The organism is Thiocapsa sp. UBA6158 (assembly GCF_002423035.1).
Classification (GTDB): Bacteria; Pseudomonadota; Gammaproteobacteria; order Chromatiales; family Chromatiaceae; genus Thiocapsa.
In genome coordinates this window covers 18,294-38,308 of sequence record NZ_DIUM01000037.1, presented here as the reverse complement: position 1 = coordinate 38,308, position 20,015 = coordinate 18,294, and the positions used below count along the sequence as shown (strand labels likewise).

The window sequence follows — 20,015 nt, the reverse complement described above, 5'->3', positions numbered from 1 at the left end:
AACGCATCAGTTTCGGTCACACCCCTGGAACTGGCGCTATTTGATCCTCCGGCGGGTCGTTCAGATCGGCGTCTTGCTGCTGTTCTTCGGCACGCTGCACTGGGGTTGGTCCTTATTCGGACGCCCTATGTTGAGCGGAAACCTGAGTGCGTCGGAGGTCCTTGGAGTGGTGACGCTCGCCGATCCCTTCGCGACGCTTCAGATCCTGCTGACCGGGCACGTGCTGCAATTCGAAGTGCTCCTGGGTGCAGTGATCGTCTTGGGCGTCTTCGTGATCCTGGGCGGTCGGGTCTGGTGCTCCTGGGTCTGCCCGGTGAATCCGGTCACCGACTTTGCGGGCTTTCTGCATCGCAAGACCTGGCGCAAGAATCTCTTCGGGATTCCACGTTATCTGCGCTATACGGTACTGGCACTCGCACTGCTGCTGTCGGTCTTGATCGGGCTACCGGCATTCGAATGGGTGAGCCCGATCGGGGCCATGCACCGCGAGATCATCTTCGGTTTGGGTGTGGGCTGGACCGCAGTGGTCGGACTTTTTTTGTTCGATTGGCTAGTCGTGAAGCAAGGTTGGTGCGGCCACCTCTGTCCACTCGGTGCCTTTTATGCATTGGTGGGGCGGCACACGGCCCAGATCAGGGTCAAATTCGATCAATCGACCTGCAACGCTTGCGGGGACTGCCAAGCGATTTGCCCGGAGCCGCAGGTCCTGAACCTCAAACGGCTTGCGCAGGATGGACAGGTCCTCTCGGGTGAATGTACCAATTGCGCGCGTTGTATCCCGATCTGCCCGGAGAAAAGCCTGGCATTCGGGTGGCGCTTAAGCAAGCCGGGCTCCGAGTCCGTTCCGACGCACATCGGCTCATCATGAAGGAGGATAACCCATGACTATGCTTCCCCGTTCCCTCGCGCTCGTCGCCGGGGTCCTTCTGGCCGGCAGCTTCGCCCTTGCGCAAGACCTGTCCTGGATCGACGAGGATCTCGCCGGAACCGTTTTCGATTCTCCCGACCCGGTGAGCTTCGACTACCTCTCGATCGATCCGGAGGATGCCGACTCGACCTTGCCGACGGCGTTCGAGGATGCTCCGCCCTTGATCCCGCACAGCATCGAGGAGTCCGGCCTGATTACACTGAAGAACAACAAGTGCCTGAAATGTCATCACGACCAGGATCTCTGGGATCGGGACAAGGACGCGGACGAACCCTCCCCGATGCCCGAAAGTCATTACGTGAGCCTGCGCAGCGATCCGGGTACGGTCGAGAAAAAGATCATCGGGACCCGCTATTTCTGTATCCAGTGTCACGTCCCGCAGACCGAGGCGAATCTACTGGTCGGAAATGATTTCGACGCGCCTTGAGCGCATCCCGGCGTGCCTCGCCGACGGGGCACATCCGGATCCGACGCGCTAAACTCACGGGACCTTCATTCGCCATCGATCGTTAATGTCATCCAGCAGTCGTTGTCCCATCGCATCAGTGCGTCGCGATAGAGCGGGTGGATGTCGTCGATGATCGGGTTCGCGATGACAAGGTCCGCGACCGGCGAGAGGTCAGGCGTGAATCTCGGTACACTGGCGATCCGGGGCGAGCGCGGTGTTTTGGTGACGAGCCTGGACGCGCTGGTGCATGTGCCCTGGAATCCCTTTTTCTCGTCGCTGCCGGAACTGATCCGGGAGGGCGTCGTCGAGCCGTTCGGCCGATGAGCCGTGGCGATGCCGGCCGGCGACGCCTTTGAATCAACTCATATTGTTGCCAAAGCTCGCGCGACCGACGATCAAGGGATCGACCGGGCCGACATTGCGCAGATCCTTGCCCGTGTAATCCAGCGCGCTCAGGACATGCCGCAGGGCATTGAGCCGGGCACGCTTTTTACAATCGGATTTGACCACGATCCAGGGACATTCGGAGTGGTCGGTGTGGAAAAACATCGATTCCTTGGCGACCGTGTACTCGTCCCACTTGTCCAGTGAGGCCAGATCGATCGGGCTGAGCTTCCATTGCTTCAGCGGATGGAGACGACGCTCTTTGAACCGGCGACGCTGCTCTTTCTGGCTGACCGAAAACCACAGCTTGAAGAGGCGGATCCCGCTATTGACCAGATGGCGCTCCATTTCCGGGGCCTGGTGCATGAACCGCATATACTCCTGTTCAGAGCAGAACCCCATCACGCGCTCGACCCCGGCGCGATTGTACCAGGAGCGATCGAACAGGACGATCTCACCCGCGGTCGGCAGGTGCTTGAGATAACGCTGGAAGTACCACTGACCCTGCTCTTCGATCGACGGCTTCTCCAGTGCAACCACGCGTGCACCGCGCGGATTGAGATGCTCCATGAAGCGCTTGATGGTGCCTCCCTTGCCGGCCGCGTCGCGCCCTTCAAAGAGAATGACCACACGCTGACCGCTTTCCTTGACCCATGCCTGCAGCTTTAACAGCTCGACCTGAAGGTGATACTTCTGGCGCTCGTAGTTTTTGCGCGAGAGCCGATTCTTATAGGGGTAGACGGCGTTTCGCCAATCCTCCACCAGCTCGTCGTCCGGACTGACCGGCAGCCGGGTCTCGAACTTCTGCCAGCGCAGCAGTGCGCTCTTCAGTGCGGCGGCGTCATCCGGCGATGCGCCCTCGAGGATGGATTCTAGTGCCAGCAGCGCCGCATCGTAGTTCTCGGGTCTTGGCTGCATGTTGTCCAGGATGTCCTCGGCCGCGGTGAACTGCGCATCCTGTGCCTCGGCGCTCTGCTGCAGGACCGCGAAGGTCTCCACCGCATCGGCGGTCGTCAGGTCATCAACCGGGTGTTGGTCCATCGGTATGGGTCGATCGGGAACCTCGTAACTCATCGTTCTCTGCTCTGCTGTTCTCTGGGTTTAAATACGGGTGACGTCAGCTTTAAATGATAAACCACGGTTGCTGCAAATTCACGGCTGGGGCGGCTCACCGCGGCACTGGCGGGTCACCGCGGACGATCTGGCCGACATCCGCAGTGTTTATGCCCTGGATCTGCCGGGTCAGGGCGAGGCGCCTGCCCGCGACGTGGCGACCGGTCCGCAGGCACTCGCGCGACTGTTCATCGCGTTTGCCGACGGCCTGAGTCTGGAGCGATTCGACCTCGACGGCCATTCCCGGGGCGCGGCGCTCGCCATCCTGGTCGCCGCACACCGGCCCGATCGGGTGGATCGCCTGGTGCTGACCAGCTGGGCGCGACCCGCAATCCGCTCGAGCAGCTCGCGGCGAAGGCGGGGTCTTGTCATCCTGTGTCTCTGGGTTGGGTTGTCGCCATGGCCAGACCACTGCGAATCGCGCTTGAGCGGGACCTGTCAGGTTTCGTAATCGCTCACCGCGAGCGAGTCAGGCTCGGTAGACGGAACTCCGGTGGCCGACGCGGACGATTTCAACGCTCAAGCGCTCGTCTTCGATCCTTTATACCACGCGATACCCTACTACTCGAATCCGATAGGTCATTGAGGTGCCGGCCAGTGTGCGGCAACCATCCGGTCTTGGGTTGACACCGAGAGACATGACGGCGTCGAGAATGTGCCGAAGGACGCCGCGTTCGATGTGCTTGATCTCCTTGCGCGCGGACTCGTTCCACTCAATCCGATAAGAGGTGATCGCATTCACGCTTATCCGTGACAGCCTCGTGTGAAAGGGTTAGCTCACCGCGGCGCTCCGCGACGATGGCCAAGCCCGCGAGATCCTCGATCACATGGGTTGGTCCCGGGACGCACAAGGGTTTTGAGCAGGCCGGCACTTTATGGTTCGACATTCCTAGCGAATCCACAAGGTCTTGGCGTTGAGGAACTCATGGATGCCCAAGGCTCCGAGCTCGCGCCCATAGCCGGAGTCTTTGATCCCGCCGAAGGGCAGACGAGGGTCGCTCTTGACCAGTGCGTTGACGAATGCGCATCCGCACGCCATCCGGCGTGCAAAGCGCTCGCCGCGGGCGCTGTCGCGCGTCCAGACGCTGCCGCCGAGCCCGAAGCGGGTGTCGTTGGCGATCTCGAGCGCCTCGGCCTCGTCGGCCGCGCGCAGGACGGCTGCCACGGGACCGAACAGCTCGTCGTCGTAGGCCGGCATGCCGGGTCCGACGGCGTCGAGCAAGGTCGCTGCGTAGAACCAGCCGGGGCGATCCAAAGGCTGTCCGCCGAGGATCAGGCGTGCACCGGCGTCGAGACTGGCGAGCACCTGTTGATGGAGGGTGTCGCGAAGATCTGCACGCGCGAGCGGTGCCAAGGTCGTCTTCGGGTCCAGTGGATCGCCCGGAACCAGCGCCTCGATTGCGGTGCGCAGACGCGCGACGAAGGTCTCGGCGATCGCGTCGACGACGATGAAACGCTTGGCCGCGATACAGCTCTGGCCGGCGTTCATGAAACGCGAGCGCGCGGCGGTGGCGACGGCCTCGTCGAGGTCGGCGTCCTCCAGCACCACGAAGGCGTCGGAGCCGCCGAGCTCGAGCACTGTCCGCTTGAGGTTCTCGCCGGCGATGGACGCGACCCGTCGGCCCGCCGCGTCGCTGCCCGTGAGGCTCACGCCGCGCACGCGCGGGTCGGCGACGACACCCTCGGCGCGGCGGGCGTCGATCGGCAGCGTGCTGAAGACACCGTCCGGGGCGCCCGCGTCCTCGAATAGGCGTTCGATCGCCAAGGCGCAGCGCGGGACATTCGAGGCGTGCTTGAGCAGGACCGGATTACCGGCCGCGATTGCGGGTGCGGCGCAGCGAAACACCTGCCAGAAGGGGAAGTTCCACGGCATCACGGCGAGCAGCGGGCCCAGCGGCTGATGGACGAGCAGGCTGCGCGAGGCATCGGAGGCGATCGGCTCGTCGGCGAGCAGTCGTTCGGCGTTCTCGGCATAGTAGTCGCAGACCAGTGCGCACTTGCCGATTTCGGCCTCGGCCTCGCCGATCAGCTTGCCCATCTCCAAGGTCATCCGCCGGGCCAAATCCGGGGTTCGGGCGCGTAGGAGTGCGGCGACCTCGTGCAGCAGGCGTGCGCGTTCGGCGACAGGCCGGGCTCCCCACGTCGACGCGGCCCGCGCTGCCGCGTCGAGCGCGGCCTCCAGCGCGGTCTCGTCGATCGTCTCGATCTGCTCCAGGGGCTCGCCGGTGTAGGGGTTGATGGATTGCAATGGCATCGGGATGTCTCCTCCGTTTCGGTCGGTCCGGCCCGAGAATGGACCTTTTCCGGTTTGAACCGCAACGGCGCCGAGTGTGCCAAGACGCGTTCGATCCGGCCGCCTTGTCCGTCGTTTGCCGCGGTCACCACGCGCGCTCGTGCAGGCCGAAATGCCCCTGGTGAAGCATATTCATGCCGGGCTCGAAGATCGGGCGCTGCTCGGCGCCATCGCCGAGGCCGCAGCCCGCGCTGTCTCGCCCTGCCCGGTGGTGGGTTTCAAGTACCACGCCTTCATGATGGCGCATGCCGTTCGGCGCACCGTCACGCAGGGTCGCGTTGAAGATCGTTGGCCGTCACTGCTTTGGGCGGCCGACGTGCTCAAGGCCAGTCAGGCGACCGAAGCGCGTCAGACCGGCTGGCGAATGGATCCGATCGAGACGGATCGGGTGCCGACGCGCACGCAGGCCGAGGACGCATTCGTCTCGGCGATGGAGCGCTGGGATCCGGAGGCTGCGGACAGGGCCATCGTCGGACTCTACCGAGCGGTTCCGCAGGAACGCCTCTTCGATCTGCTGTTCCGGTATGCCGCACGCGATTTCCGCAGCATCGGACACAAGGCGATCACGGTAACCAACTGCCATCGGTTGCTGCACACATTGGGTTGGTCGGATGCCGAGCCCCTCTTGCGATCCCTGACCTACGCACTGCAGAACCACGCCGACGAGCCCAACCCCGCGCAGAACGATCTGGCCGCCGATCGGCCGTGGCGGGAGAATCTCGCGCTCGCCGAGGATCTCCCGTCGAACCGGCAGTCGGGAACGCCCGAGCCGCCGGCGATCCCGGATCTGCTCGCGACCTTTCGAGAGGGCTCCGCCACGGACACGTCGCGGGCGATCGCCGCGGCGCTTCGGCAGGGCGTCGACCCGCAGACACTCTGGACGGCGATCATCCTCGCTGCCGGCGAGCTGCTCATCAGGCGACCGGGCATCGTCGCGATCCACGCCAATACGACCGCCGAGGCCTTGCACCAAGGCTACCGCCGGAGCCGGGACGATCAGACGCGCAAGCTGCTGATGCTGCAGGCTGCCGCATTCATGCCCTTGTTCCGCGATCGACTCGGCAGCGGCGTGCGTCCATTGAGGATCGACGGGTTGGAGCCCGAGGAATCCGCGGACTCCGCGACCGAGCCGGACCGGCAGCTCGGCGAGATCTGTGCCGCCATCGGCGTCGACCGAGACCTTGCCGCAGGCAAGGCGCTGGCCTACTTTCAAGGCACTCGTGAGCAGGCCGCCTTCCAGGAGCTGGCACGGCATGACACCGTCGACCGCAACCTCGGCTATCACGACGACAAGCTCATCGAAGCGATGCTCGAGAACGCCCGCCATCTCGAAGCGCCGTGGCAGGCCAGGTATCTCGCCGTCAGCGTCTATGATCTGAATGGACCGGGGACGCCGCGAAACGCGGTCGTGGTGCGCGCTCGGGAGTTGCTGCGGTCGTGAGTCGCTTCTTGACCAGGACAAGGGGCGACTAAAGTCGCCCCTTGGTCGTGCTTTTCCCGGAGATCCCCGGAGAATGCAGACCTGCACCGGGCACCGAATCCTCTTCGGAGGCTGTCGTCCGGAAAAGGTCAGTCGACCGAAGAGCTCAAACGATCGTGGCGGCAGCGCGGACGTCCGAAAACCCGATACTCGATAACCGAGACCCGATCCGGAGGAGGCCACGTCCATGTGCGGACGCTACGCCCTGTACAGTCCGGCCGATGCGATCGCCGACCTCTTCGACGCCACAGCGGAGATCGATGACCTCGCGCCGCGTTACAACGCGGCCCCGATGCAATGGCTTCCCGTGATCCGTCGGCGCCCGAGCGGGGAGCGAGTCATCCACGCACTGCGCTGGGGTCTGCTGCCGAGTTGGGCGAAGGACGAGACGATCGCTGCGCGGTTGAGCAATGCCCGCGCCGAGACGCTGTCCGAAAAGCCGGCCTTTCGGGCCGCCTATCGTGCGCGGCGCTGCATCGTTCCCGCCGACGGTTTCTACGAGTGGGCCAAGCGCCCGGACGGCAAGCAGCCCTATTTCATCCATGCACCGAACGACACCGTCCTCGCCTTCGCCGGTCTCTGGGAGCGCTGGACCCGCCCCGCGGACGCAGAGGTGATCGACAGCTTCACGATCGTGACGACCCAGGCCGATCCGCGCATCCAACCGCTGCATGACCGGATGCCGGTGATCCTGGCGCCCGAGGTCGTGGACGTCTGGCTCGATCGCGCGACCGACCCGGCTAGGCTCTCGGAGCTGCTCATGCCTTGTCCTGAGGAGCGGCTCGCGATACATCCGGTCTCTCGTGCGGTGGGAAATGTCCGCAACGAGGGATCCGAGCTGACCGCGGCGGTCGCCGATGCCGACGTGGGCCACGCGGCTTGAATCTATCCGGATCAGCGGCGTCTCTATACCCTCGCCGGCCGCTGCAACTCGTCGAAGTGTCCGCTTAAACCGCGCCCAGCCCGGTATGCGATGTTTTTGGATGGGATCGGCCCCGGCAGGCTTCACGAGCGATGGAGTCGGCACGGTTTAAGATATCCATGCGACGAAATTTCAGGTCCCCTCGGTATATCATCCCGCCGAAGCCAACCGCGGAGCACCGCCATGACCAGGATCGGAACACCCGGCGCCGCAGGCGCCACCCGTATGATGTTGCTCGGCTCGGGCGAGCTCGGCAAGGAGGTGGCGATCGAGGCGCAGCGTTTCGGGGTGGAGGTGATCGCCGTGGATCGCTACCCGGGCGCGCCGGCGATGCAGGTCGCGCATCGCAGCCATGTCATGAATATGCTGGATGCCGACGCACTGGCGGCGCTGGTGGCTGCGGAGGCCCCGGCACTGATCGTCCCCGAGATCGAGGCGATCGCTACGGCGACCTTGCTGGAGCTCGAAGCCGCGGGCCGTCATGTCGTCCCCACGGCGCGCGCCGCGCATCTGACGATGAACCGCGAGGGCATCCGTCGGCTGGCCGCGGAAGAGTTGGGCCTGCCGACCTCGCACTATCGTTTTGCCGACGACGAGGCCGGCTACCGGGCCGCGATCGAGGCGATTGGTCTGCCCTGCGTGGTCAAGCCGGTGATGAGCTCTTCGGGCAAGGGTCAGAGCACCCTGCGCAGTCCGGAGCAGGTGCAGGCCGCCTGGGATTACTCGCAGCAGGGCGGGCGATCGGGCTCGGGTCGCGTGATCGTCGAGGGTTTTGTCGCCTTCGACTACGAGATCACCTTGCTGACCCTGCGTCACGGGGACCGGACCAGCTTCTGCGCGCCGATCGGCCATCTGCAGATCGACGGCGACTACCGCGAATCCTGGCAGCCGCACCCGATGTCGGCCGGCGCGCTGGCCCGAGCGCAGGAGATCGCCGGCGCTGTGACCGATGCGCTCGGCGGCACCGGCATCTTCGGCGTGGAGCTGTTCGTGCGGGGCGATGAGGTCTGGTTCAGCGAGGTCTCGCCGCGTCCGCACGACACCGGATTGGTGACGCTGATCTCGCAGGATCTCTCTGAGTTCGCACTGCATGTGCGTGCCATCCTGGGCCTGCCGGTGCCGCACATCAGGCAGCTCGGCCCTTCGGCATCGGTAGCGCTCCTGGCGGAAGGTCGGTCACGGGATCTGCGCTTCGGCGGTCTGGATCGCGCACTCGCGGAGCCGGATACGGCACTGCGCCTGTTCGGCAAACCGGAGGTCGAAGGCAAGCGTCGCGTGGGTGTCGCGCTGGCGCGCGGGGAGACGCTGGATGAGGCGCGTGAGAAGGCCAGGCGGGTTGCGGAGACGATCGAGATCGAGCTGGCTTGAGAGGGTAGGGGATGCGGTGCCGGATCGCCGTTCGCAGTCTCGCAGAGGACTGCAAAGGAGATCCTGCAGACGGCTTCTTAGGCGAATTCCTGGAACGAGCATCCCGACTGCGCATGCCCGAGAGACCTGTAGGGGCGAATGAATTCGCCACTACAGGCCGGAAGATCCTTTCCCGGAAAACACCCTAGGCTTGATCGTGGTAACCCAGGATGCGCTCGACCTCGTTTTTGGAGCCCAGGATGACCGGGACGCGCTGATGCAAGGACTCGGGCTGCAGATCCATGATGCGCTCGGTACCCGTGATGGATCCGCCGCCGGCCTGCTCGACGATGAAGGACATGGGGTTCGCCTCGTAGAGCAGACGCAGCTTCCCGCCTTGACCCTTCTCCTTCATCTTGCTGTCGATGGGGTACATGAAGACGCCGCCGCGCGTAAGGATGCGATGCACCTCGGCGACCATGGAGGCGATCCAGCGCATATTGAAGTCTTCGCCGCGCGGTCCGTCCTTCCCGTCGAGACACTCCTGCACATAGCGACCGATCGCCGGCTCCCAGAAACGCATGTTCGAGGCGTTGATCGCGAACTCACGCGTATCGGCCGGGATCGTCATGTTCGGGTGGGTGAGGATGAACTCGCCGATGTTTTGATCCAGGGTGAAGCCGTTCACGCCGTTGCCGGTGGTCAGGACCATCATGGTGGAGGGTCCGTAGAGTGCATATCCAGCGGCGACCTGTTGGGTGCCGGCCTGGAGGAAATCACGCTCGGTCGGCGCGCCCTCGCCGCCCTGAATGCGCAGGATCGAGAAGATGGTGCCGACCGAGACGTTCACGTCGATGTTCGAGGAGCCGTCGAGCGGGTCGAAGGTCAGCAGGTATTTGCCGCGCGGGTACTTGGCCGGGATGTCGTAGATGGTGTCCATCTCCTCGGAGGCCATGGCCGCGAGGTGACCGGCCCACTCGTTGGACTTGATGAAGACCTCGTTGGTGAGGATGTCGAGCTTCTTCTGAGTCTCGCCCTGGATGTTCTCGCTCTCGGCGCTCCCGAGCACGCCGACCAGCGCACCATGGTTTACCATGTTGCTGATGACCTTGCAGGCCGTGACGATGTCGTTGAGCAGAGACGTGAAGTCGCCCGTGGCGCCGGCCACGTGTCGTTGCTCCTCGATGATGAACTGGGTGATGGTCGTACCGTTGTGCATGGGTGTCCTCTTGGTTACGGGCTCGTCGAGCGCTTCTAATCTATCCGCAGTATAGGGTTTTCAGCGGCTGCCATAAACCCGGCGCGCGTGTACCGACACGAACCGGACCGGCGAGGTTGCAGGATCCGGATGTCCGGGTGATGATCACGGTGGATTGCAGCCGTGCCGTATCCGATCCAGCCGGGTCGGTCGGAGAGGGCGGACATGCGCAGCGCAGTCCACCAGCGCCGGCGCAGGACTCGGTGGACTTCGCTCTCGCTCGTCCATACCCTACCGGCCGGTCGTGCGAACAAGGCTGGCTCATCCAATCAGCCAATCCATCAGTGAGCGGAATCGACAGCGTGCCTCTTTCGGATCCACTGCCCCGCGCTGCCCGTGAAGACGCGATCATCAAGACCGCGCGGTCCGAGGCTCAACCCGTCACCCGTCTGAAGGACCATCTGCTCAAGGGCTATCGGGGGCGGATTGCCGGCGAGTCGACTCAGGCCGCACGGGCAGCGCGCTGGCTCGATCTCCCGGAGGATCTCGTATCCCCGCTGGCCGAGGCGCTGAGGACCGGTGGCCGCGCGCGACTCTACAGTCATCAACGCGAGGCCTGGGATCTGGCTTGCGCCAAGCAGCATTTCGTAGTCGCCACGCCGACCGCTTCGGGCAAGACACTCTGCTACAACTTGCCGGTGCTCGACGCGGTGCTCTCGCAAGGCCGCAAGGCGCTCTATCTCTTCCCGACCAAGGCACTCGCCCAAGACCAGGCGGCCGAGCTGATGGAACTGAGCCGTGCCATCCAGGCCGCCGGTGGACCGGGCGTGAAGGCCTTCACCTTCGACGGCGACACGCCCGGCGATGCCCGCAAGGCGGTGCGCACGCGCGGCGACATCGTACTCAGCAATCCGGACATGCTGCATCAGGCGATCCTGCCGCATCACACCAAGTGGGCGCAGTTCTTCGAGGGACTGGCCTACATTGTCGTCGACGAGCTGCACACCTATCGAGGCGTCTTCGGCTCCCATGTGGCCAACGTCTTTCGGCGCCTGACGCGGGTCTGTCGCTTCTATGGCGTGGAGCCGACCTTCATCTTCGCCTCCGCCACCATCGCCAATCCCGCCGAGCTGGCCGGGCGTCTCTGCGGTGCGCCGGTCGCGGCCATCACCGAGTCGGGTGCGCCGCAGGGCGAGCGTCATCTGCTGCTGTGGAATCCGCCGGTCATCAACCCGGATCTCGGCATCCGCGCATCGGCCCGCTCCCAGACCACGCGGATCGCGCGCACGGCGGCCAAGCTAGGGCTCAAGAGCATCGTCTTCGCACGGTCGCGCCTGATGGTCGAGGTCATCACCAAATATCTGAAGGATGTCTTCGATCGCGACCCGCGCAAGCCGGCCCGTGTGCTGGCCTATCGGGGCGGTTATCTGCCGAGCGAGCGGCGCCGTGCCGAGCAGACGATGCGCGCCGGTGCCGTGGACCTGGTGGTGAGCACCTCGGCGCTCGAGCTCGGGGTCGATATCGGCGCCTTGGATGTCGCCATCCTGAACGGCTATCCGGGGACGGTGGCTGCGACCTGGCAGCGCCTCGGGCGGGCAGGGCGGCGGCTTAAACCCAGCCTGGGCGTGATGGTCGCGACCAGCGACGCGCTCGACCAGTACATGATGCGCCATCCCGAGTTCTTCTTCGGCGCATCCCCGGAGCACGCGCGCATCCATCCGGATCAGCTCCTGATCCTCATGGACCATGTGCGCTGCGCGGCCTTCGAGCTGCCGTTTCGCGACGGCGAGTCCTTCGGCGCGGAGGATCTCGGCGAGATGCTGAGCTATCTGCGCGACGAAGGTCTCCTGCAGTATCAAGGCGAGCGCTGGTTCTGGGTCGCCGACAGCTATCCTGCCAATGCGGTCTCGCTGCGCTCGGTCGCGGAGGGCAACTTCGTCGTCATCGACACCACCGGCGGCGCCCAGACGGTCATCGCCGAGGTCGACTACAGCAGCGCCCCGGGTACGCTCTACAAAGGCGCCATCTATATGATCCAGTCCCAGCCCTATCAGGTGGAGCGTCTGGACTGGACCGGCCGCAAGGCGTTCGTGACCCGCACCCGCGCCGACTACTACACCGACGCGATCGACTACACCCGGCTGAAGATCCTCGCCCGGTTCGACGGGCGCGCCCAAGGCCAAAGCGTAACGGCGCAAGGCGAGGTCCATCTGGTCCGACGCTATCCCGGCTACAAAAAGATCCGCTACTACAGCCACGACAACATCGGCTACGGCAACATCGACCTGCCGGATCAGGAGATGCACACCACGGCGGTCTGGTGGCAGGTCGAGCCGGCTGCGTTGGAGGCCGCGCTGCCGGATCGTCAGCAGGCGATCGACGGCTTTCTCGGTGCCGCCTACGCCCTGCACCATGTCGCCGCCCTGCGCGCGATGGCCGAGATCCACGACCTGGGTCGTTCGGTCGGAGACGGGCAGGGGACCTGGTTCGCCATCGTGGGCGCCGAGGGGCGCGGTCAGATGCGCGGACCCGACAACGCACCCCTGGATCCCATGTCGGGTCAGCGCTTCGAGCCGACGCTCTTTCTCTACGACAACTACCCGGGCGGCGTCGGACTCTCCGCACCGCTCTACGACGATGCGTCGCTGCTGGTAGGTGACGCACGTGATCTGGTCGCAAGCTGCGGCTGCACCGCCGGCTGTCCCGCCTGCGTCGGGCCTGTGTTGCGCGGCGACGAGGATCTCGCAGTCACGCCGCGTCAGGCGGCCTTGAAGGTGCTGGATCTCTTAGGCGTTGTCGGCGTTAATCGGTCGGTGGTGTAAGGCGCGCGGCGAGGTGTCGAGCCGCTGCGTTGACCCTGAGTCAGATCGAGATTAACGTCGGAGCGAAATGATCAGCGCGCGCCCAGCGACTCCGAAAGAGCAACGCGACTATGAACAACATATCGGATGATGACATGCTCCGGCGCGAGATCGAGCTGATCGAGGCGGTCAAATCGGCGATCGCGATGCTTTGGCCTTTCGAAAACAGCGCTGAACGGCGGCGGCGCGCTGGATGCATCTAAAGGAGCGACTTCAACGCTTGCGTGGTCCAGCTCCCGCTCGGGACGGAGCGGACGCCAGTTCGTCCCCGTCGGTCGACCGCCCTTCGCTTGCCGAACGGCTTCGGCGGATGTCGGTTGGACCGTCGCGCGCAGCGAGTGCCGATGGACCGCAAACCCATGTCCTGGCCGAAGCGGTCGGAGCGGTCGAGATCGCGCCCGGCGTTCTCTGCCTGGAGCGGCAGTTTGTCGCACACCGCCGACACGGCCAGGTGTCGGTGGGACCATGCGGCGACTCCTCCATTGACGCCTTGATCGATCGGGGCTGGGTGACAGCGGCCTCGCATCTCGCCCCGCGTCCCGAGTCCGAACCGGTGGCTCCCTCCCAGACCGCGATCGATCTGGTCTGCCTGGACATCGAAACCAGCGGCCTGGCCGGCGGCACGGGGACTTGGGCCTTCATGACCGGACTGCTGCGCGCACGGGACGACGGTTGGACGTTACGCCAGTTCCTGCTGACCCGTCTCGACTCGGAGCCGGCCTATCTGGAGGCGATCGCCGCCGAGCTGGCGAGCGCCGGCCTGATCGTCAGCTATAACGGCCTGTCCTTCGACATCCCGCTGCTCACGACACGCTTTCGCCTGTCCGGCCAAGCCGATCCGCTTCCGGCGCTGCCGCATCTGGATCTGTTGAAGCCGGTGCGCCGTGCCTACGGTCGCATCTGGCCCGACTGCCGTCTGGCCAGCGTCGAGCAGCGCCTCTTGGGGTTCAAGCGCAAGGACGATCTGCCGGGCTCCGAGGCGCCCGCGGCCTGGCTGGCCTGGCTCCGCACGGGTGAGGTAACCCCGTTGGCCGGCGTGCTGCGGCACAACCGTTGGGATCTGCTGTCGTTGGCGGCCCTGATCCCGCGTCTGGGCGAGGTCTTCGCGGATCCGGGCGCGTTCGATGCGGATGTCCGAGCGGTCGCCGCCTACCATCAGGCGCAGGGTCGCTCCGATCGGGCATTCGAGCTGCTCCGCTCCGAGCGTCGTCGGTTGGACAGGGCCGGACTCATGGATCTGGCCCGCCTGCATCGTCGACGAGGCGACTGGGATTCCGCCCGCTCGATCTGGGAGCCGCTCGCCGCGCAAGGCGATGCCGAGGCGCGCACGGAGCTTGCGAAGTATCACGAGCACCGCACCCGCGATCTGCGCCGCGCACTCGCGATCGCCCATGAGCTTCCGCCGGGACCCCTGAAAGAGCGGCGCTGCGCACGACTGAACGCGAAGCTCGACGCACGCGACGGCGGGTCATCCGCGTTGATGGATGCCTTGGCCGCAACCCTCGAAGGGTCCCGCTCAATCGACCGGCCACCCAAAACTTAAGGGGCTCGTGACACCACGTGAGGCTTGGCTGGAGTGACGAGCGAGGCTTCTCGACGGGGACAGACCGCCGGCCGCGGCATGGATGGATATCCGCAATGACATCAGTCCATATATCCTAAGTCCGACCACTTCGGTGATTTCCGGAAATGATCATCCCGACTGCGCTTGCCCGGAGGAGCTGAAAGGGCTGTGGGTGCGAATTTATTCGCACACATGCCGGTTTCGCCCGCAAGGCGCTCGGAGACGCCACCGCCCGGGCTGTGCGAATAAATTCGCACCTACAGGCTGGTCGTTCCTTCTCCGAAAATCACCGTAGCCGATCGGAGCCGTCGGGAGGGTCAGCTCAGCGAAGTCCAACAACCGACAGCGCCGTTTGCGATGACCGGCAGGCATGCCTATATTGACAGTGTTGATTTCAATACCGAGGGCCTCGCAATGCCTCTGCAAATCGCCAATCCTGCCGTTGTCGGCAAGGTCGAGCGGCTTGCCCGAGTGACCGGCTTGAGCAAAACAGCTGCCGTGGAGCGCGCGGTCGATCAACTGCTGCGAGAGCTCGAGGGCGCCGCCGAGCCAGCCGCCTGCATGCGTGCGCTGCTGGCGCAGCTCGACCGCATCCCGGATCGAGCGGACGCCTTCGATCCTCTCCCTTGGGACGAGGCGGGACTCGCCGAATGATCGTCATCGATACCTCGGCGCTTGTGGCGATCGTCTTCGGGGAGCCGGAACGCGAGGCCTTTGTCGACATCATCCAAAAAGCGCCGCGCGCGCTGATCAGTACCCCGACCGCATTGGAAACCCGCATGGTCGTGCATGGCCGACGGGGCGAGCGCGCGGTGGTGCTGGTGGACGATCTGCTGCGCCTGCCGATGTTCGAGCTGGTGGCGCCGGGCAAAGCCGAGCTGCAAGCCGCGTTCGCGGCCTTTGTCGCCTACGGTCGGGGCAGTGGGCACCCGGCCGGCTTGAACTACGGCGACCTATTCAGTTACGCGCTTGCCAAGGTCCGCGGACTTCCGCTGCTGTTCAAAGGCGAGGATTTTTCGCAGACCGATATCCTTCCTGTTTGGCGACCCGCGTCTTGACAGTCCGTATCTCGGTACAGCGTCAGGAGCCCGCGGACATCACCTTGATCCCGGTGAAAACGAGAGGACACTGAATGCGTCGGCACCCTTGGCGCCATCTTCTGCAGGTCTGCCTGATCTGCGCGCTGATAACGCCGGCCTGGGGTCAGGAACCGCCCGGTGTCCAACTGGCGGCCGTGGAAACCACCGAGATCGTCGAGGAGGTCCGGCTCACCGGAACCGTGAACGCACTGCGAAGCTCCCGCTTGTCCACGGCCGTTGCCGGCCTGGTGAACCAGGTCGCGGTCGAAACAGGCGGGAAGGTCAGTCAAGGCGACCTGCTGATCGGACTGGACGATGAACAGGCGGCGTTCGAGCTTGCCGGGGCCCGTGCCGAAGCGGACGAGGCCAGGGCGCGGCTGGAGGAGGCCCGTCGCAGGCTGGACGAGGCACGGTCGGTGGGCCGCGGGAACATTGCCGCGTCTGAAGTCAGCACCCGGGAAACCGATGTTGCCGCCGCGGAGGCCGCCGTCGCCCGTCTGGAGGCCGCTGAAGCACACCGACAGGTGGTGTTGCGCCGACATCGCGTGGAGGCGCCGTTCGCCGGTGTCGTCAGCGATCGCTCCAGCGAGTTGGGCGAGTGGGTCACGCCGGGTGACGCCTTGCTGATGCTCGTGGATACCGACCATCTGCGGCTGGATTTTCAGGTGCCTCAAGAGGCCTACCGCCGGATCGGCGAAGGCTCGGAGTTGCTGATCGACGGCGCCGGTCCCGAAGGCGACACCATGGCGGCCGAGATCGATGCCCTGGTCCCGGTCGGTGAAACGGCATCCAGAACCTTCCTGCTGCGCGCGATCGCGCCCGACGGCTTTGCGGCCCTGCCAGGAATGGCCGTCGATGCGGTGCTGCGGGTCTCCGTCGGGGAGACAGGGTTGACGGTGTCCCGCGATGCGATCAACCGCTACCCGGACGGTCGTGTTACCGTCTGGATTGCCGAGCCGACCGATGGGGAGCTTTTCGAGGTCCGGGAGAAACGCGTGACCACCGGCATCGGCTTCCGCGATCGCGTCGTTATCACCGACGGCCTGACAGGCCATGAGCAGGTGGTCGTCCGCGGCAATGAATCCCTTGAGGGCGGCATGAAGGTGCGGATCGCCGAGCGGGCGGCGCGCTGATGTTCGCCGGCATCATCCGCCACGGCACCCTGGTGGCCGTGATCACCCTGATCCTGGCGATCCTGGGCACGGCCGCGGCCTTGCGCATCCCGGTGCAGATGATCCCCGATCTGGAAACCCGCACGGTGACGGTGGAGACCCGATGGCCGGGGGCGACCCCGCAGGACATCGAAAAGGAGATCCTCATCGAGCAGGAGCGCTACCTGCGCAATGTCCCCAATCTGACCCGAATGATCTCGTCGGCGTCCTTCGGCGCGTCGGAGATCGAGCTGGAATTCCCGTTCGGTGTCGATATCACCGAGGCACTGATCCAGATCAACAACGCCCTCAGCCAGGTGTCCGATTACCCCCGCAACGTGGACGAGCCGCGCATCGTCGCGGCGTCCTTCTCCGCCAACGCCTTCATGTACTTCCGGATCTCCACCCTGATCGGCAACCCCCGCGAGTTGGACATCGACCTGATGCGGGACTTTGTCGAGGACCGGGTCCGTCCGCGCATGGAGAGCGTGCCGGGTGTGTCCGAGGTCACGGTCGGGGGCGGCGCCGAGCGTCAGGTCCAGATCACCGTGGACGAGCTGAAACTGGCCCAGCGCGGACTGAGCCTGCTGGACCTGCGGGACGCCATCACGGCCCGGAATCGCGATCTGTCCGGCGGCGAGATCGATTCGGGCAAGCGCAGTTATCTGCTGCGGACCCTGGGACGGTTCGAAGATCTGGAGGAGCTGGAGCAACTGGTGGTCTCACGCACCGGCGACAGCCTGGTCCGACTGTCCGACGTGGCCAGTGTGCGTCAGGACCACTCCCGGATTCGCGCGCTGTCGTTCGTCAACGGCCAGCGGGTGCTGGGGTTGCAGGTCAGGCGGGAGAGCGGCTCCAACGTCATCGACATCAAGCGGGCCATGTTGACGGAAGTGGACGCCATCAACCGGGAGGTGTTGGAGCCCGCCGGGCTGCGGCTTGACCTGACCTCGGACGATGCCCGCTACGTGGAGGCGTCGGTGGCCAACGTCTGGACCAATCTGGGTATCGGCGCGTTGTTCGCCTCCCTGGTGTTGTTTCTGTTCCTTCGCTCGTCGCGGGCCACGCTGGTCGCGGTGATCGGCATCCCCTTGTGCACCATTGCTGCATTCATGGGCCTGCTGATCGCCGGGCGCACCATCAACGTCATTTCATTGGCCGGGATCGCGTTCGCGATCGGGATGACCGTGGACAACAGCATCGTGGTGCTGGAGAACATCGAGCGCCATCGCCGTCTGGGGCTGAATCGGTTCGATTCCGCGCTCAAGGGTGTCCAGGAGGTCTGGCCGGCGGTGCTCGCATCCACCATGACCACCATCCTGGTGTTCTTGCCCATTCTGTTCATCGAGGAGGAAGCGGGACAGCTTTACTCCGATGTGGCCATCGCGATCTCCGCAGCCATTCTGGCCTCCATGCTGGTGGCGGTCACGCTGGTTCCCACCCTCAGTGCACGGATGGGCTTCGGGGTGCGCGAAACGGTCGCGGACGGATCCGGCAACGCGCCTTTCGGAGGTCGGGTCGGCGGATGGGCCGATGGCATCGTGGGTGTCGTGCGCTGGCTGATCGGCAGTGCCGTGCGACGGGTGCTCACCATCCTGGTCACGGTTGCATTGAGCCTCTGGATCATCCTGACGCTGACACCCCCCGCCGAATATCTGCCGGAGGGCGAAGAGCCGAAGACCTTCGCCTCCATGAACGCGCCGCCCGGCTATAACCTGTCGGAGATGGAGGCCATCGCCAAACAGATCGAAGACCATTTCCTGCCGCACCTGGGCGCCGAGAGCGATGCCTTTGATGCCGGCGAGGTCTCGGTGCCGCCGATCGCCTTTCTGAACATGCAGGTTAGCCCTACGAACGTGCGCATCATCGCCGAGACCATCGATCCGCTGCACATCGAGCCCTTGATGGACGAGATCACCGGGTTCTACGAGCAGTTTCCGGGCATGCGTTCATTTGCGGCCAAGGGCTCCATTATCTCCAGCAACGACGGCGGGACCCGCAGCATCAACCTGGATATCTCCGGCCCGGATCTCGTGTCAATCTACCGCTCGGCCAACGCCGCCGACGAACGTGCCCGGGAGATCTTCGACAACCCGCGCATCCAGACCCAACCGCGCACGCTGTCTCTGGCTCAGCCCTTGATCCAGGTGCGCCCGGACTGGAATCGGGCGGCCGAGCTGGGTCTGGACACCGAGGCGATCGGCTTCACCATCGCCTCCCTGACCGAAGGGGCGTACCTGGACGATTTCTTCCTCGACGACGACAAGATCGACATCTATCTCTACGGCAGTCAGGGCCGGGAGCCTCGCCTGGACGAGCTGCCCAACGTGATGATCCACACGCCCGGCGGCGCCACCTTGCCGCTGTCCGGCCTGGCAACCATCGAGGAGGCCGTGGATGCCAGCACCGTGCGCCGGGTGGACGGTCGCCGCACCGTCACCCTGAATGTGATTCCGCCGGACGACGTGCCCCTGGAAACGGGTGTCGAGCGCGTGAAGGAGGAGCTGCTGGGCGCCATGCGCAGCAGTGGCGAGCTGCCCTCGGACGTGAGCGTGGAGATCTCCGGAGCCAGTGACCAGCTCGACGCCACCCGCAATGCCTTGAGCGGCAACTTCCTGATCGCCTTGGTCATCATCTACCTGGTGCTGGTGGCCATCTTTGCACATTGGGGCTTCCCGCTGCTGATCATGACCGCCATTCCCCTGGGCATCGCCGGCGGCATCGTCGGTTTGGCGCTGCTGAACCTGGTCGGCGGCTTGTTGCCGACGATCGGCCTGATGCCGCTGAGCCAGCCCTTCGACATGATCACCATGCTGGGCTTCCTCATCCTGATGGGCACCGTCGTGAACAATCCGATCCTCGTGGTGGACCAGGCACGCCGGAATCTCAGCCAAGGGGGCGTGTCGGTGGTGGACGCCGTGGTAGACGCGGTTCAGACCCGCCTGCGCCCCATCGCCATGACGACCCTGACCACCATCTGCGGCCTGTCGCCGCTGGTGTTTCTGCCCGGCGAAGGGACCGAGCTTTATCGGGGTGTGGGGGTGATTGTTTTGTTCGGGTTGATGGGTGCGGCAACGGTTACCGTGACCTTTCTGCCGGCGTTGACTGTGGTTGTGCTGTCGTGGGGGGGAAGCGGGGGACGAGGAGCGCGTTGCCGTTGTCGAATTGAGCCGGCCCCGTTTCCCTTGCATGGGATCCGGGAGAGCCACGGTGTCGAGCCATGATGGCACGTCTTCTGCGCTAAACT

At 64.9% G+C, this 20,015-nt stretch carries 16 protein-coding genes; 13 read left to right on the top strand and 3 right to left on the bottom strand.

Features of this window, described 5'->3' with window-relative positions:
* The 3 genes from napH to B4N44_RS06070 all read left to right on the top strand — a co-directional run.
* The coding region (napH, locus tag B4N44_RS06080; RefSeq protein WP_296698036.1) for a quinol dehydrogenase ferredoxin subunit NapH at window positions 1-868 on the top strand (868 nt) is incomplete at its 5' end.
* Between the two features lie 13 nt (window positions 869-881).
* Window positions 882-1,355: a nitrate reductase cytochrome c-type subunit gene (locus B4N44_RS06075; RefSeq protein WP_296698033.1), complete on the top strand. Its 474-nt coding sequence runs from the start codon at window positions 882-884 to the stop codon at window positions 1,353-1,355.
* A gap of 198 nt (window positions 1,356-1,553) precedes the next feature.
* Window positions 1,554-1,700, top strand: a complete 147-nt coding sequence (locus B4N44_RS06070; protein ID WP_296698030.1) for a hypothetical protein — start codon at window positions 1,554-1,556, stop codon at window positions 1,698-1,700.
* A 33-nt stretch (window positions 1,701-1,733) separates the two neighbouring features.
* On the opposite strand, the gene ppk2 is transcribed toward B4N44_RS06070, so the two are convergent.
* On the bottom strand, window positions 1,734-2,834 hold the full coding sequence (ppk2, locus tag B4N44_RS06065) for a polyphosphate kinase 2 (RefSeq protein ID WP_296698027.1): 1,101 nt from the start codon (window positions 2,832-2,834) through the stop codon (window positions 1,734-1,736).
* 67 nt (window positions 2,835-2,901) lie between these two features.
* Here ppk2 and B4N44_RS06060 point away from each other — a divergent pair, with 67 nt between their 5' ends.
* The gene (locus B4N44_RS06060) at window positions 2,902-3,324 is read left to right on the top strand and encodes an alpha/beta fold hydrolase (protein WP_296698024.1); all 423 of its coding nucleotides are present in this window, start codon (window positions 2,902-2,904) and stop codon (window positions 3,322-3,324) included.
* Between the two features lie 438 nt (window positions 3,325-3,762).
* On the opposite strand, the gene B4N44_RS06055 is transcribed toward B4N44_RS06060, so the two are convergent.
* Window positions 3,763-5,127, bottom strand: a complete 1,365-nt coding sequence (locus B4N44_RS06055) for an NAD-dependent succinate-semialdehyde dehydrogenase (protein ID WP_296698022.1) — start codon at window positions 5,125-5,127, stop codon at window positions 3,763-3,765.
* Window positions 5,128-5,287: 160 nt separating this feature from the next.
* On the opposite strand from B4N44_RS06055, the gene B4N44_RS06050 reads away from it, so the two are divergent.
* The 3 genes from B4N44_RS06050 to purT all read left to right on the top strand — a co-directional run bounded on the left by B4N44_RS06050 (window position 5,288) and on the right by purT (window position 8,936).
* Window positions 5,288-6,607, top strand: a complete 1,320-nt coding sequence (locus B4N44_RS06050) for a hypothetical protein (RefSeq protein ID WP_296698019.1) — start codon at window positions 5,288-5,290, stop codon at window positions 6,605-6,607.
* Between the two features lie 226 nt (window positions 6,608-6,833).
* Entirely contained in the window at window positions 6,834-7,529 is a 696-nt protein-coding gene (locus B4N44_RS06045) for an SOS response-associated peptidase (RefSeq protein WP_296698016.1), read from the top strand.
* Window positions 7,530-7,751: 222 nt separating this feature from the next.
* Window positions 7,752-8,936: a formate-dependent phosphoribosylglycinamide formyltransferase gene (gene purT, locus B4N44_RS06040; protein ID WP_296698012.1), complete on the top strand. Its 1,185-nt coding sequence runs from the start codon at window positions 7,752-7,754 to the stop codon at window positions 8,934-8,936.
* A gap of 184 nt (window positions 8,937-9,120) precedes the next feature.
* Here purT and B4N44_RS06035 read toward each other — a convergent pair whose 3' ends face one another.
* Window positions 9,121-10,134 carry a class 1 fructose-bisphosphatase gene (locus tag B4N44_RS06035; protein ID WP_296698009.1) on the bottom strand — a complete coding sequence of 338 codons (1,014 nt, stop codon included), beginning with the start codon at window positions 10,132-10,134 and terminating at the stop codon, window positions 9,121-9,123.
* Between the two features lie 389 nt (window positions 10,135-10,523).
* Between B4N44_RS06035 and B4N44_RS06030 the strand changes: the two genes are divergently transcribed.
* The 6 genes from B4N44_RS06030 (at window position 10,524) to B4N44_RS06005 (ending at window position 19,992) form a co-directional block, all read left to right on the top strand.
* Window positions 10,524-12,935 (top strand): DEAD/DEAH box helicase, encoded by a 2,412-nt coding sequence (locus tag B4N44_RS06030; protein ID WP_414718117.1) that lies wholly within the window; start codon window positions 10,524-10,526, stop codon window positions 12,933-12,935.
* Between the two features lie 349 nt (window positions 12,936-13,284).
* The gene (locus B4N44_RS06025) at window positions 13,285-14,517 is read left to right on the top strand and encodes a ribonuclease H-like domain-containing protein (protein WP_296698007.1); all 1,233 of its coding nucleotides are present in this window, start codon (window positions 13,285-13,287) and stop codon (window positions 14,515-14,517) included.
* 435 nt (window positions 14,518-14,952) lie between these two features.
* On the top strand, window positions 14,953-15,192 hold the full coding sequence (locus B4N44_RS06020; RefSeq protein ID WP_296698004.1) for a type II toxin-antitoxin system VapB family antitoxin: 240 nt from the start codon (window positions 14,953-14,955) through the stop codon (window positions 15,190-15,192).
* On the top strand, window positions 15,189-15,596 hold the full coding sequence (locus B4N44_RS06015; RefSeq protein WP_296698001.1) for a type II toxin-antitoxin system VapC family toxin: 408 nt from the start codon (window positions 15,189-15,191) through the stop codon (window positions 15,594-15,596). The genes B4N44_RS06020 and B4N44_RS06015 overlap by 4 nt, the downstream gene beginning before the upstream one ends.
* Before the next feature lie 74 nt (window positions 15,597-15,670).
* A complete protein-coding gene (locus tag B4N44_RS06010; RefSeq protein WP_296697999.1) occupies window positions 15,671-16,750 on the top strand; it encodes an efflux RND transporter periplasmic adaptor subunit in 1,080 nt (359 codons plus the stop codon).
* On the top strand, window positions 16,750-19,992 hold the full coding sequence (locus tag B4N44_RS06005) for an efflux RND transporter permease subunit (protein WP_296697996.1): 3,243 nt from the start codon (window positions 16,750-16,752) through the stop codon (window positions 19,990-19,992). Before B4N44_RS06010 ends, B4N44_RS06005 begins: the two co-directional genes overlap by 1 nt.
* Window positions 19,993-20,015: the final 23 nt, after the last annotated feature.

What these genes read in the sequence shown, in the direction of transcription:
- B4N44_RS06075 (WP_296698033.1), top strand. Translation starts at nt 882, where the DNA reads ATGACTATGCTTCCCCGTTCCCTCGCGCTCGTCGCCGGGGTCCTTCTG.
- ppk2 (WP_296698027.1), bottom strand. Translation starts at nt 2,834, where the DNA reads ATGAGTTACGAGGTTCCCGATCGACCCATACCGATGGACCAACACCCG.
- B4N44_RS06055 (WP_296698022.1), bottom strand. Translation starts at nt 5,127, where the DNA reads ATGCCATTGCAATCCATCAACCCCTACACCGGCGAGCCCCTGGAGCAG.
- B4N44_RS06045 (WP_296698016.1), top strand. Translation starts at nt 6,834, where the DNA reads ATGTGCGGACGCTACGCCCTGTACAGTCCGGCCGATGCGATCGCCGAC.
- purT (WP_296698012.1), top strand. Translation starts at nt 7,752, where the DNA reads ATGACCAGGATCGGAACACCCGGCGCCGCAGGCGCCACCCGTATGATG.
- B4N44_RS06035 (WP_296698009.1), bottom strand. Translation starts at nt 10,134, where the DNA reads ATGCACAACGGTACGACCATCACCCAGTTCATCATCGAGGAGCAACGA.
- B4N44_RS06025 (WP_296698007.1), top strand. Translation starts at nt 13,285, where the DNA reads ATGTCGGTTGGACCGTCGCGCGCAGCGAGTGCCGATGGACCGCAAACC.
- B4N44_RS06020 (WP_296698004.1), top strand. Translation starts at nt 14,953, where the DNA reads ATGCCTCTGCAAATCGCCAATCCTGCCGTTGTCGGCAAGGTCGAGCGG.
- B4N44_RS06015 (WP_296698001.1), top strand. Translation starts at nt 15,189, where the DNA reads ATGATCGTCATCGATACCTCGGCGCTTGTGGCGATCGTCTTCGGGGAG.
- B4N44_RS06010 (WP_296697999.1), top strand. Translation starts at nt 15,671, where the DNA reads ATGCGTCGGCACCCTTGGCGCCATCTTCTGCAGGTCTGCCTGATCTGC.
- B4N44_RS06005 (WP_296697996.1), top strand. Translation starts at nt 16,750, where the DNA reads ATGTTCGCCGGCATCATCCGCCACGGCACCCTGGTGGCCGTGATCACC.